The following is a 12,969-nucleotide window of genomic DNA, read 5'->3' as shown; positions in this document are numbered from 1 at the left end:
CTAGTCGATAGGCGCTGGAGCTAGACAACAAATGGCTTTGTTCAAAATTTTAAAGCTAAAAAAATCTTGTGCTTTCTTACTCCGTTAAAAGAAGACAAGGATCCCGCTGCAGGATCCTTGTCTTTCTATTGATTCACCGGCTCTATAAACACATCCATAATCCCGCCGCAAATACCGCCATCCTCATACATCAAGCCTTCCGTCAAATCGACCTGATGCTGGAGGGGAATCCCCTTTTCCATGACGGCAAAGGCTTTTTCAATCACTTCACCCTCACCGCAGCCGCCTCCGATCGTTCCAAATATTTTGCCGTCCGGATAAATGAGCATCTTTGCGCCAGTCTCCCTCGGCGTCGACCCCTTTGTGCGAATAATTGTTGCGACAGCTGCCCGGATCCCATTTTCCCGAATGGACATGACTTTTTCGAAAAATTCAAGAGTGCTCATTTCTTTACTCTCTCCCTAAACTTCAATTGCGAGTAGCTTGGAATTTTCTCCTTCAATGAATTTCCGCTTTTTCCGTTTTTCACTTTTAAAATTTCAGCCATGATGCTGACAGCAATTTCTGCAGGCGTCTGTCCGCCAATGTCCAGGCCCACCGGAGAATAAATATTGGTAAAATTGTGATCGGAAAATTCATCTTTCAATTGTTCGAAAACCCCGGATATCCGGCGCCTGCTCCCAATCATTCCGATATATGCCGTCCGCTGTTCCTGTTCAATAGCCTCTTCCCTCCTTAAAAGTTCCTGCAGACTGACAACATCGAACTTATGCCCCCTCGTAAGCAACACAATAAAGGTATTAGGATTGACAGGGAGGTTTTGGAAAAATTCGACATATGAAGTGCAGACAACTTCATCTGCTGTGGGGAATCGCCCCCTGTTTGCAAACTCGGGGCGGTCATCTATGACCGTAACATGAAAGCCCGCCATTTTCCCGATCTCTGCCACAGGCTCAGATACATGGCCGGCACCCGCCACGATCAGACGCGGGGGGACCGGAAACACCTCCATATAACATTCAATCTGACAATCCCCATATTCAAATTGAATAGCCTTTGTGACCCCTTTTTTAAAAAACGGCAAAACTTGATCAAAAACCACTGTTTGAAGCCCTTTAGACAGGACTGCGTCGCCAGAAAGGATGCCGTCTTCCTGCATGAGAATCTTTGAGCCAATCAGCGATTCGTCGGAATGCTTCGTTATTGTAACAAGGGCGGCATCATCCCGGCGTTCCTTGATAGCCTTCAAAAGCTGCTCATACATTTGTTTGCTCATCAATATGCATCACCCCGAAACAAGTTCATGTGACTTTGACTCCTGAATCGCCTGAAAAATTTGTTCCGGTTTGGCCGGCAGCTTTTTGATTCTGACGCCTACTGCATCATGAATGGCATTCAAAATCGCGGGAATGATCGGAATCATGACAACCTCTGCAATACCCTTGGCTCCAAATGGGCCGGATGACTCCATTGATTCCACCGGAATCGTTTCAATCACAGGGGTTTCCCGGATGGTCGGGATGATATAATCTGTCAGGTTTCTCGTTTGGTGATAACCATCCTTCATGATGACGTCTTCATACAAAGTGTAGCCAATCCCCATAATGGCTCCGCCTTCCGCCTGCCCTTCCAAACCTTGGGGATTCAACACCTTTCCCACATCAGGAATGGCGACGACTTTCAAAACGTCCGTTTCACCCGTCAAAGTATCCACTTCAACCATCACGACATGGGTCATATAACCGTATAAATGATGCGGCGCCCCTCCGGAATTTTTCAATTCCTTCTTTTCACGCGGAAAATAGAAGTGCCCTTCGACCCGTGTCGATTGATTTTTTTCCCTCAGCGCATCATAAATCTCCCTATAGGAAACGGACCGGCTTTCATTTCCTGCTGCAATCAGTTTATTCTCCACGACTTCGATTTGATCTGAACCTACTCCCAATATTTCTGCTGCCGTTTCGGACATCAGGCTGACCATATTCGGTGCGGCTGTTGCAATGGCGCGGCCTCCGGTATAGGTTGACCGCGATGCCGAAATGGTTCCGCTGTCCAACGTTTCCTTCGTATCGCCTTGGATGACCACGATATTGCCGATATCACATTTTAAGCACTCGGCTGCCACTTGGGCATATACCGTTCCATTGCCGGTCCCGATTTCTTCAATGGCCAAGCCGACTTTGAATCTCCCATCTTCCAACAACTCAATCGAGGCTGCCCCGTAATCCGGAGTCCGAAGTCCCATTCCGACTGCGTGAAAGGAAGTCGCAAGAGCCACCCCGCGTTTTTTCCACGGTTCGCTTGCCTGTGATTTATAAAGGTCCCGATTAGCCCAAAGATCACACTCTTTTGCCTTCTCCAAGGTTTCTATGGTGCCGACACTTGATTTGACGACATGACCCAGACTGGATACTTCCCCCTGGCGATAGGCATTTTTCTTTCTGATTTCAATCGGATCAAGCCCCGTTTTTTCCGCCAGCATGTCAATATGCGTCTCGATTCCGACGCAGACCTGATTGACCCCGAATCCACGAAAGGCACCCGCTATGCCGTTATTCGTATAAACGCAAAAACCTTCCATATCGACATTCGGGATTTTATATGGTCCCGCGGCATGCTCTATGGCCAATGCTATAACGGCTCCGCCAAGTGAAGCGTACGCCCCTGTATCACCTACCGCACGAACTTTATGGGCCACGATAGTTCCGTCTTTTTTCGCCCCGGTTTTCACCGTGACTTTAAATGGATGGCGCTTAATGCCGGCCACAACCGATTCTTCACGCGACAAATGAAGTTTCACCGGCCTTCCGTCCGTATTTAAAGCCAGCAATGCCAAATAAATTTGGACGGTGATTTCGTCTTTTCCGCCGAAGCCCCCGCCATTCGGGCTGGAATGGATGTGAATGCGCTCAGGGTTGAGAGCAAGGGCCCGGGCGATTTGAAGCTTATCGCGATGGCCATATTGGCCGGGGCATTGAATCGTCAGGGAGCCGTCCTCTTCAACTTTCCCCCATCCGCCTTCCGTTTCAAGGAATGCATGCATTTGCCGCGGTGAATAAAATGTATTTTCAAAGATGAAGTCTGCCTCTTCAAACCCTTTGTCGATATCACCGTTTTTGATCACCACATGGCTATGGATATTTCCGTCGGGATGAAGCTGCGGAGTTCCCTGGACCATGGCGCTTTCAGGATCGGTCACGGCTTCCAAAGGTTCATAATCGACTTCAATCAGGCCAATCGCTTCTTCTGCGGCTTCAAGGGTTTCCGCTGCGACAAGGGCAACGGCATCCCCTGTACATCTGACGATATCTTCACATAGTACGGGCTGATCAGGCGTGACGATTCCGAATCCGTTAAAGCCGGGTACATCTTCATGTGTTAAAACACAGATTACCCCAGGATGTCCCTCAGCTTTCGATGTATCGATGGACTTTATTTTTGCAAACGGATATCTGGAACGGAGGACTTTACCCCAAACCATATTGGGGTAATGGTAATCTGTCATATATTTTTGTTCTCCGGTCACTTTTTCAGGGCCGTCAATTCTTTTGACCGGTTTGCCGACCCATTTCAGTTTTTTATCTGTGCCGGATTTTTTGATTTCCTCCATTTGTCGGCTCATTTCTCATCCCACCTTTTCATCAACCGATATAATCCTCTTGCCAATAAAGCGCTCGTCATGCTTCTTCTGTATTTCGCCGTTGCCCTTCCATCCGTGATCGGCATGACTTCCTTCCAGGCAATATCCGCTATATCCCTGATTGTGTTGTCATAGAGAGGGCCCAGGCTGAGCATCCTTTCACATTTGGCTGCCCGGATGATTGTAGGCCCTGCCGAACCAAAGGCGATTTTTCCCTCAAGGCACTCGCGCGGCCCTTCGCCCATTTTCAAAGAGATGGCCACATTGACGATCGAAATGGACTGCGCTTTTCTAGGGCCCAGCTTTTCAAATATGCCAATTTCATTTTCCGCCTGAGGGCGGATGATGATGTTCGTAATCATTTCTCCCGGCTGCAGAACAGTATTTCCGGGTCCATTAAAAAACTCTGTAATTGGGACAATCCTCTTACTATGAAGGGAGCTAAGCTCAATTTGGGCATCAAGCACAAACAGGGGAGGAATCGTATCGCCTGCCGGCGATGCTGTTCCCAGGTTTCCTCCAATTGTCCCCATATTCTGAATCTGGATCCCGCCCACTTCGTTTGAAGCGGATGCCAGTACATCGGCTTTTTCCCATAGAAGCGCTGAACGGATGATATCTGTATGTGTCGTCAGCGGCCCGATATGGATCCCGTCGCTCTCTTCGCGAATGTACCGAAGGGAGTCCATTCCCTTTATATTGATCCAGGTTTCGGGCCTCCCAATGCCGTCTTTCATCCGCACAACGGCATCCGTTCCGCCGGCTAAGAGGCGCACCCTTTTCTCCTTATCACTTAAAAAATACAGGCATTCTTTCACTGATTTTGGTGTGACCACATCAATCTCGGATACTTTCATTTGAAGCCTCCTGTCGCTTGTAAAATATTCTTCCGGTTTATTGAAATTGAAAAGAACGGATGGGTCATTCACATCCAGGTAAGCAGTTTGCTGTTGAAACTTGCTGATTACACCTCTGAGTCCCAGTGTCTCTTCATTAATAAGCAGCAGATCATTCTTAATGGATTCATGAAACAAAATAGGGTGCCCCCGCTTATTTTTGTATATCGGAATGACAGCTGCTGCCCCGGTTTCTTTCAGATGCTTTATCATTTTATTCAAAACGCCTGCAGGGACAGGCTGATCTACGGCAGAAATAAAAATCCCCTCCGCCTCTTCTTGAAGGCTGGAAATTCCCTTTCTGATGGATGAACTTTTTCCCTGCTCATATTTTTCGTTTATGACTGTTTTTACATGAAAAGCTGATATGATGTTTTGAAGCCTTTCCGCCTGGTAACCAAGGATCACGATTATTTCATCAGTACCCGCTTTTTTCATCTGCTCAATCTGGTATTGGATCAGGGTTCTCCCTTCCCATGGAAGCAGTGCTTTTAACTGTCCCATGCGGCTGGACATGCCGGCTGCAAGCAGGATGCCCGCAGTTTTGAATTCATTCAATTGGGAATTTCCTTCAATGACTGTTTCTTTGCAGCGGTCTGTACGGCTTTTATGATCTTCGTATATCCGGTGCACCGGCAAAGGTTTCCGCTTAATGCCTTCATGACTTCATCTACTGCCGGAACATGATCGATGCTGTCCAAAAACGACCTGGCCATGACAATGAATCCCGGTGTGCAGTACCCGCATTGCGTGGCTCCTTCGTCGCAGAAAGCCTGTTGGATCGGATCCATGCTTGTTGTTTGCCCAATTCCCTCAACGGTGACAACGCTTTCATTTTCTACTTGACCCGCCAGTATAAGACATGAGCAGACGGCTTCACCATTTACAAGGACAGTACATGAACCGCACTCTCCCTTTCCGCAGCATTCCTTGCTGCCGGTCAATTGCAGTTCATCACGCAATACGTCAAGCAGCGGCAGGCTGGGCGGGCAGGTGACAGACGTTTCCTGTCCGTTGACCTCAAATTTGATTGTTTTCAAGAGATCGACCTCCATACGTTTTTTGTATAGGGCCATTTTGCATCGCAAGAAGTCCTGTTGCGGGGATTTACATGAAGGAACCTGAAGTGAAGTTTACTGGAAGCAGAAAATAAAAAAAGCTACAAAAAGGAGCCTTCCAAAATAAGAAAGCGCCTTTTCGTAGCTAAGGTTTACGGTTCCCTGTAGAAACCCCCGCACCGAACAGCGGGGTTATACGAAAATGGCCTATGTAAAAAGTATGCCTGAACTTGATGATTTCGCCTTAATTATATATGCACCGCAATTGCATGTCAATACGTAATTTTCTAAATAAAATAATTTCCAATAAAAATGTGACCGCCCCAGTCTGTTTGGGTAGTCTCATATATCTTGCTTTCTCCCATGGAATTTCTGTTTATTTCTTTTCGGTTCTTACTACAAGCACATCGCACTTGGCATGGCGTGTAATATGTTCGGATATACTTCCAAGAAACATTCTTTCTACCGCATTGATCCCTGTCGCTCCACAGATGATCAAGTCTGCATTGACCTTTTTTGCAGCTTGTTTTGTAATGACTGTTTTTGGTGATCCTTCCTCAACAATTGTCTCCACTTTTTCAAGACCTTGTTCCTTCGCCTGCTGAGCGTAGCGATCCAGAAGCTCTTGGGCCTGACTTATGGCCTTCTTTTTAAAATTCATATCGTACATTTCAATTCCGCGGTAATGGCTCGTGTCCACCACATGAACAAGGTTCAACGCGGCGTTGTTCCACTCGCCGCCTCAATCCCTTTCCTGAAAGCCCATTCCGCAGGCTCAGAGCCGTCGACTGCAACAAGGATGTGTTGATAAGATAAGTCCATATGTATACCCCCTCTTTTATTTGTTATATCTCTATTAAACTATTTTATTGGAGCGAAATCCAGGAAATCCAGAAATATATGGAAAAAGAGGTATTGGGAGAATGGGGCTGTCCGAAAAGTGGAAATCCCCTAATACTCAATAATTTAAAATTGATATATCAAGGTTTTTAGAACATGAAAAGGGTGTCCAAAAGTTAAAAAATGACTTTCAGGACAGCCCCATTCAGCCGGCAGGTTTTTTTAATTCAATTCAGTTTCTTCCGTAAAATTTCTCTTTTATTTACAATTTTAATAAGCATGAGTCTTTTCGTTTAAAAAAAGAAATACGAATTTAATATTACCAACAACTGGCGATCAATTAATAATCCCGTGCCGAACGATTTCCACATTAAATCTGACTTCAATCGGAATTTCAGGGTAAACTTTTTTCCAATCGATTTTTTCCCACGTGGAATGGTGATACGCTTTCACTCTCTCGCCCAGACCCAATGAATCATTATTGGCCTCTTGTATTTTCGCCAAAGTTTTTTTCGCCAATTTATTTAACCGGTTTTCTATACGTTTGGCCAGGGCTTTCACTTCTTTTTCCTTATTTAAATGATCTATTGGATATTCATCAACCTCCACCTCGAGATGCACGTTTACCTTGGCGTCTATATGGCCTTTATTTGCATTTACCTTTACTTTTCTTTTGTTGTGCCGTACGGCGATATTCACAAAGTTCTTATCGTGCTTTTTTTGATCGTTTCTTACCTTTAAGTTTAATATTATGCCCTTTGTGTTTTGATCCGATAGAATCAGAAACATGCTCGTCTCCTTAATATTCAATTTTCCTGTCACTCGATCACCATTGAATAATGCCAAACCTTCCACTTTCGGTACGTTTTTTTCCCGCTGTAAACTAATATAAGGCAACACAAGATCTTTACCTTTTGATAAAATAATTGGACAAGCGGTTTGCACATTTTCATTTTTGGTAATTCCCTGTTCTTCTGCACTGTCAAGAAGCTCTGAATAAACATCACTGACAAGCATGGAATCATCCGTCTTGACAGATAATGCATCCTTTGCTTTTCCGTCAAAGACAGCCATTTTGGCAATTAATGGACCTCTCAAGTCCCGATAGATGGAATCCAAAGTTGAAAAAATGCCTTGGGAAGCCATTCTTTCCCCCAAAAGAATGACCTTTGTTTTAGACCTGTCAAATTTTTCGGAAATGCTCTGGTCCAATTTATTTTCAGCATCTTTGACTGTATCCCCGGTCGTCGATAACACTTTACTTTCATTCGAAGTTGTATTTTGCTGAGACACACCACTATTGTTTTTTGGTAAGGTAACTGTCTTGATTAACTTTTCGTCATTGCCCTTGTCATATCCAATGGCCAATACCAGACTGTGGTCCTTTAATAAGCGCTGATCCCAGCATCCGGCAAGAATGATCGCCAATATGGCTGCCCAAATAAAGGTTAATCGATGAATCATCCGCTGTTCCCCCGCTCCTTCTTGTTGAAAATAATGGATATAAGTAAAAATAAAATCGGCAAGCCCAAAGCGAAAGGAAAAACAATAAATTTATTATAAATCCTGGATATGGATACTACCTCATAATTCCCGTTAAAAATCACCGCCAACAAAAAGCATAGGCATGCAGTAATGATGACGTAATTTTTGATTTTATTTGAATTCATGACATTTGATAGGCCCAAGGATGAGGCATATATCGTATTCATAAATGCAGAGGCCACCAGGACAATCCACATGGACGTAAAGAGCAAATCCGGCCTTTCAATGATTCTGAAAGAGAATGCCTTGACTAAATATAAAACCGGTTCAGGTACTAGCTTAAATTCTTCCGGACTAAAGAAGAGCAAACACGTCAAGACCAAAAACGAATAAAAAAGTGTGATAAAGATATTGGCAATCGTTGCTGCTTTTATCACGCCCTTTTTACCCGATTGAACAAAAGGATGGATGACCAGCAATAACTCGAATCCCTGAAATGCATATAGACCCTCTCCCGTTCCTTGTATCACCGGCAGGACGCCATTGGTTCCGACAGGCAAAATAAATGTAAGGTTTGCATCTTTTAAGGCGTAAGCGGCCAATCCGATAAATCCGATTAAAACAACGGAGGAAAGAACAAAGAAACGAGCCATGAGTTGCAGATCATCTTTTACAATGTAAACTGCTGTAAGCGCCATAAGGACAAGTATTAACCATGCGGGTGTCTGTGGCATCATCCAAGCTTTGAGGATATAAACAAATTTTGCTAGGATATGGCCTCCAATGGCAATAAAATACATACTATATAAGATGACGATCATTTTTCCGATCCATTTTCCAAAGAGAGATTGGACAATCCCATACAAATGGCTTGATGGAAAACGCATCATTAATGCGCCGAATAAAAAGATCGCCATTTGAATGATGACTCCCGTTAGCAAGACAGACATCCAACTGTCTCCCTTTGCTGTCATAAAAACATCGAAAGGTAAAGTAATAACACCTACTCCTACCTGGCTGTGAATTAATAAAAAGATCAACTGAAACTGAGTTATTTCCTTTTTAGCGATCATTCTTTCCCCATTCCCTTGATGCCTTCTGTCTAACCGGCTTTTGGGCTTGTACATCTTTTGGACGGCGGTTCAGCGTCCAGATTGGAAAACGGACAATGGCATCCTTTAACTCTTTTACATGAAGGGGGGCCAAAGGCGCAATATATGGCGACCCAAAGGAGTCCAATTTACACATATGGATGATGATGATCATGAGAGCAAATACAATACCCACAAACCCGAGAGTCGCTGCTCCAATCATGACTGGCAGCGATAAGACCCGGACTGTGTTTCCCATTTCATAAGATGGTAAACAAAATGACATGATTGCTGTCAAGGCAATGACAATGACCATCATGTTTGACACCAGGCCCGCATTGACGACTGCATCACCGATAATAAGGCCACCGACAATGCCGATCGTCTCGCCGATTGGCGAAGGGAGCCTGATTCCTGCTTCCCGTATTAATTCAATGGTGATCGCCATGACGAGCGCTTCAAAAAATGGCGGAAATGGAATATTTTCGATCGAACTTTTAACAAGCGTCACCAGATCATATGGAATGATTTCAAAATGAAAGCCGACAACAGCGATGTATGTGGGCGGAAGCAGGAGGGACCCCCAAAAGCTTAATAATCTCAGTAAACGAAAAACGGATCCGGTGTATAATCTGATATTGTAATCATCAGGCGTTTGAAAGAAGGAAAAAAACGTGACGGGCACAACCGATAAATCGGACGATCCTTCGCTCATAATCGCCACCCTTCCCTCCATTAAATGAGCCTCCGCCCGATCTGGTCTTTCAGTAAAGAGAATTTGCTGGAACGGGGAAAACGGATGATCTTCTATGCATTCCTCAATATATCCCGGACTGAAAATCATATCGGTTGAAATCGATTCTATCCGCTTTTGAACTTCCTCAACGACCGACGGATTTGCAAGCCCGCTCATAAAAATAATCGCTACGTTTGTATTTGTTTCCCTGCCCAATTTAATGTATTTGATCGTCAGCCGGGGGTTTTTCACACGTTCCCTGAGCAGATTGATATTGACGTCCAGTTTTTCCACAAATCCTTCGTGGGATCCGCGAACCACTTTTTCATTATCGGGTTCCTCCGGTGTCCGGACATTTACTTGGAATGTATTGAATAAAAAAACATCGGGTGCACCCTCGAAAAAAAGTGCACAGTTTCCTGTTAACAACGCAGATACCACTTCGTTTAACCTGGTTGATATATTGGACTCTGTACTGGTGATCAAATCCTTGATACTCTTTCCTTTTTCCGCTTCTGCCAACGGAACCAGAAAACTTCGCTGGATTTCCTTCTCATCAGCCATTGTCTCCAGATAAATGAGCTTTCCGTGCTGTTCGTGAAAAGTGACATCCCGCATTTTCAAATCATCCGTATTGTAGAAAGCATCACAAATATATTTAATATTATCCTCAATAGATGGAAAAAGCTTTTGAGGATCCTCTTCCTTATTATGGTTATGAGACGTTATTAACGGCTTTCCTTTCCTTTTCTTAAAAAAAGACATAGAACCTGCTCAACTCGTCTCCTGTAATTTTTCTATAAGTATTTACAGTTGTTGCCTGTTCTATTCAATTCTGCGCAGTGGACCATTATAAAAAAGCAAAAGCTCCCGGCGGGATTTTCCGTTTTCCGCCGAGAGCTCAAAATAAGAAAAGCGAAAGCGCCTTGATTAGCGTGGGCAAACAAGACGATTCCCGAGGAGGCAGTTCGTAAGCGAACAGGGAAGCGGCTTGATCCTTACGGGGCTATGCGCTGGAGCCGGACAGTCATTCTTGAAAGCTTCTTATCTTTTAAAAAAAGCCCATGTGACTCTTTTACAGTTAATATGTTAATCATCTTCTTTGTTTGGCGGCACTTCAATAGCACCCTCACCAATCTCCGGTTCTGCCGGACTGTCGTTCCACGCGGGATGGTCTCCTATGTTTTGATCTGATTCAATTACTTTTTCCTGATTGTCGGCTGGATGCTCAATTAAAGCAGTTTCCTGAGCAGGGCTGCACGCTGCAAGCAGCAGAATTGAAAAAGCAGTTAGTCCCCGCTTCCATGATGAATTCAATGTTAATACCTCCTGGAGCTCTGGTTTCTTTCCGAACCCATTATAGCAACCGGGAGTATAGCAAAATTCATTTTCATCTGATCTTAATAAGGATGTACCTTTACATTAAAAAAAGAAATACGAATTTAATGTTTCAAACAACTGGGGACTTGGAAGTAAACTCCATACGCTTGAAATAAGAAAAGCGCAAGCGCCTTGCCCATCGACGTACAGACTGGAGTGCCTCCGACGAGATAAAGGAAACACGGCGAGGAACGAGCCGATGTTGACTTATCGTAGGAGGAGGTGCGAAGTCTGCTAGTCGATAGGCGCTGGAGCTAGACAACAAATGGCTTTGTTCAAAATTTTAAAGCTAAAAAATCTTATACTTTACTCAATAAAAAAGGACGGAGAAACAAGTGTTTCTCTCCGTCCGTTCTGTTTAATAAAGCGTCATATACTGTTCCCGCTCCCAAGGGTGTACCTGTGTTCTGAACATCTCCCATTCAATATCCTTCGTTTCGATAAAGTTTTCAAAGATATGGTGTCCTAAAGCTTCTTTGATTACTTCGTCGGCTTTCAATTCCACGAGCGCTTCTTCAAGGTTATGCGGCAAATCAACTACGCCTTCTTCCTCACGTTCGTGTTTGTTCATAATATAAATGTTGCGGTCAACCGCATGCGGCGGTGTCAGTTGGTCTTTGATCCCGCTCAAACCAGCTTTTAAGAGCGCAGCCATTGCCAAATAGGGGTTTGCTGTCGGATCCACACTTCGAAGCTCGATCCGCGTACTTTGGCCCCTTGATGAAGGCACCCTGACAAGCGGGCTGCGGTTTTGGGCAGACCATGCAATATAACAAGGGGCTTCATATCCCGGAACAAGCCGTTTATACGAGTTGATTGTCGGGTTAGTGACCGCAGTGAATCCCGGGGCATGCTTAATAATACCGGCCATAAACTGGAAGGCTGTCTCGCTCAATTCCAGCTCCCCGTTTGTATCATAAAAGGCATTTTTGCCATTTTTGAACAATGACATATTAAAATGCATACCGGAACCGGCCACACCGAACAGCGGCTTAGGCATAAATGTGGCATGCAGCCCATGCTTCCGTGCAATGGTTTTGACAACAAGCTTAAATGTCTGGATATTGTCGCACGCTGTTACAGCATCCGCATATTTAAAGTCGATTTCATGCTGGCCCGGCGCTTCCTCATGGTGGGAGGCCTCGATTTCAAATCCCATTTCTTCCAACTCGAGCACAATATCTCTGCGGCAGTTTTCTCCAAGGTCCGTAGGGGCCAGGTCAAAATAACCGCCATTGTCATTCAGCTCAAGAGTCGGAGCACCTTTTTCATCCAACTTGAATAAAAAGAACTCTGGTTCAGGGCCCAGATTGAATTCTGTGAAGCCGTATTGCTCCATTTCTTTTAAAACCCGTTTCAAATTGCTTCTTGGGTCACCCAAGAACGGCTCTCCAGATTTATGGTAGACATCGCAAATCATTCTGGCCACTTTCCCTTTTCCGGCAGTCCATGGGAAAATGACCCACGTATCCAGATCCGGGACCAAATACATATCAGACTCTTCAATCCGTACAAACCCCTCGATTGAAGATCCGTCGAACATCATCTTGTTATCGAGTGCCTTTTCCAATTGACTGATCGGGATCTCCACATTTTTGACCGTTCCTACGATATCCGTGAATTGCAGTCTTACAAACTTCACGTTTTGCTCTTCAGCAAGCTGTGTAATACTTTCTTTCGTAAATATTCCCATCGAACTAAAATTCCTCCCGTGTGAAGCAGAATGACTCTGCAGCAAACAATCTCTGCGAGAAAAATATTACTTTAGTAATATAATTCCTGCGTTTTTTCCTGTCAAGATTTATTTTAAAAAGACAGCAGTAAAATGCTGTCATTCTTATGT

The 12,969-nt window shown here is 44.5% G+C and carries 10 protein-coding genes, 1 pseudogene and 1 riboswitch; all 11 genes and pseudogenes read right to left on the bottom strand.

Features of this window, described 5'->3' with window-relative positions; all coding sequences use genetic code 11:
* Positions 1-125 precede the first annotated feature (125 nt).
* The 11 genes and pseudogenes from FS666_RS12830 to glnA all read right to left on the bottom strand — a co-directional run bounded on the left by FS666_RS12830 (position 126) and on the right by glnA (position 12,819).
* A complete protein-coding gene (locus FS666_RS12830) occupies positions 126-446 on the bottom strand; it encodes an XdhC family protein (protein WP_120072386.1) in 321 nt (106 codons plus the stop codon).
* The gene (locus FS666_RS12825) at positions 443-1,276 is read right to left on the bottom strand and encodes an XdhC family protein (RefSeq protein WP_120072384.1); all 834 of its coding nucleotides are present in this window, start codon (positions 1,274-1,276) and stop codon (positions 443-445) included. The genes FS666_RS12830 and FS666_RS12825 overlap by 4 nt, the downstream gene beginning before the upstream one ends.
* Positions 1,277-1,285: 9 nt before the next feature.
* Positions 1,286-3,622, bottom strand: a complete 2,337-nt coding sequence (locus FS666_RS12820; RefSeq protein WP_144460418.1) for a xanthine dehydrogenase family protein molybdopterin-binding subunit — start codon at positions 3,620-3,622, stop codon at positions 1,286-1,288.
* A complete protein-coding gene (locus FS666_RS12815; RefSeq protein ID WP_144460416.1) occupies positions 3,619-5,094 on the bottom strand; it encodes an FAD binding domain-containing protein in 1,476 nt (491 codons plus the stop codon). The genes FS666_RS12820 and FS666_RS12815 overlap by 4 nt, the downstream gene beginning before the upstream one ends.
* Positions 5,091-5,576 carry a (2Fe-2S)-binding protein gene (locus tag FS666_RS12810; RefSeq protein ID WP_120072378.1) on the bottom strand — a complete coding sequence of 162 codons (486 nt, stop codon included), beginning with the start codon at positions 5,574-5,576 and terminating at the stop codon, positions 5,091-5,093. Before FS666_RS12810 ends, FS666_RS12815 begins: the two co-directional genes overlap by 4 nt.
* A gap of 140 nt (positions 5,577-5,716) precedes the next feature.
* Positions 5,717-5,814: riboswitch (purine riboswitch) on the bottom strand.
* Between the two features lie 156 nt (positions 5,815-5,970).
* Positions 5,971-6,416, bottom strand: a pseudogene (locus FS666_RS12805) (universal stress protein).
* Positions 6,417-6,770: 354 nt separating this feature from the next.
* A complete protein-coding gene (locus FS666_RS12800; protein ID WP_144460414.1) occupies positions 6,771-7,898 on the bottom strand; it encodes a Ger(x)C family spore germination protein in 1,128 nt (375 codons plus the stop codon).
* A complete protein-coding gene (locus tag FS666_RS12795; protein ID WP_164876317.1) occupies positions 7,895-8,992 on the bottom strand; it encodes a GerAB/ArcD/ProY family transporter in 1,098 nt (365 codons plus the stop codon). The genes FS666_RS12800 and FS666_RS12795 overlap by 4 nt, the downstream gene beginning before the upstream one ends.
* Complete coding sequence (locus FS666_RS12790; protein WP_144460411.1) at positions 8,982-10,511, bottom strand: spore germination protein; 1,530 nt, start codon at positions 10,509-10,511, stop codon at positions 8,982-8,984. Before FS666_RS12790 ends, FS666_RS12795 begins: the two co-directional genes overlap by 11 nt.
* A gap of 324 nt (positions 10,512-10,835) precedes the next feature.
* Positions 10,836-11,063 carry a hypothetical protein gene (locus FS666_RS12785; RefSeq protein WP_120072370.1) on the bottom strand — a complete coding sequence of 76 codons (228 nt, stop codon included), beginning with the start codon at positions 11,061-11,063 and terminating at the stop codon, positions 10,836-10,838.
* A 421-nt stretch (positions 11,064-11,484) separates the two neighbouring features.
* A complete protein-coding gene (glnA, locus tag FS666_RS12780) occupies positions 11,485-12,819 on the bottom strand; it encodes a type I glutamate--ammonia ligase (protein ID WP_120072368.1) in 1,335 nt (444 codons plus the stop codon).
* Positions 12,820-12,969: the final 150 nt, after the last annotated feature.

It is taken from the genome of Siminovitchia fortis (assembly GCF_007681465.1).
Lineage (GTDB): Bacteria > Bacillota > Bacilli > Bacillales > Bacillaceae_C > Siminovitchia > Siminovitchia fortis.
The sequence above is the reverse complement of the archived record's forward strand: the minus strand, read 5'-3'. Positions and strand labels throughout refer to the sequence as shown.

Excerpts from the sequence above, each read along its gene's own strand:
- FS666_RS12820 (WP_144460418.1), bottom strand. The coding sequence starts at position 3,622 with ATGAGCCGACAAATGGAGGAAATCAAAAAATCCGGCACAGATAAAAAA.
- FS666_RS12825 (WP_120072384.1), bottom strand. The coding sequence starts at position 1,276 with ATGAGCAAACAAATGTATGAGCAGCTTTTGAAGGCTATCAAGGAACGC.
- FS666_RS12790 (WP_144460411.1), bottom strand. The coding sequence starts at position 10,511 with ATGTCTTTTTTTAAGAAAAGGAAAGGAAAGCCGTTAATAACGTCTCAT.
- FS666_RS12800 (WP_144460414.1), bottom strand. The coding sequence starts at position 7,898 with ATGATTCATCGATTAACCTTTATTTGGGCAGCCATATTGGCGATCATT.
- FS666_RS12795 (WP_164876317.1), bottom strand. The coding sequence starts at position 8,992 with ATGATCGCTAAAAAGGAAATAACTCAGTTTCAGTTGATCTTTTTATTA.
- FS666_RS12830 (WP_120072386.1), bottom strand. The coding sequence starts at position 446 with ATGAGCACTCTTGAATTTTTCGAAAAAGTCATGTCCATTCGGGAAAAT.
- glnA (WP_120072368.1), bottom strand. The coding sequence starts at position 12,819 with ATGGGAATATTTACGAAAGAAAGTATTACACAGCTTGCTGAAGAGCAA.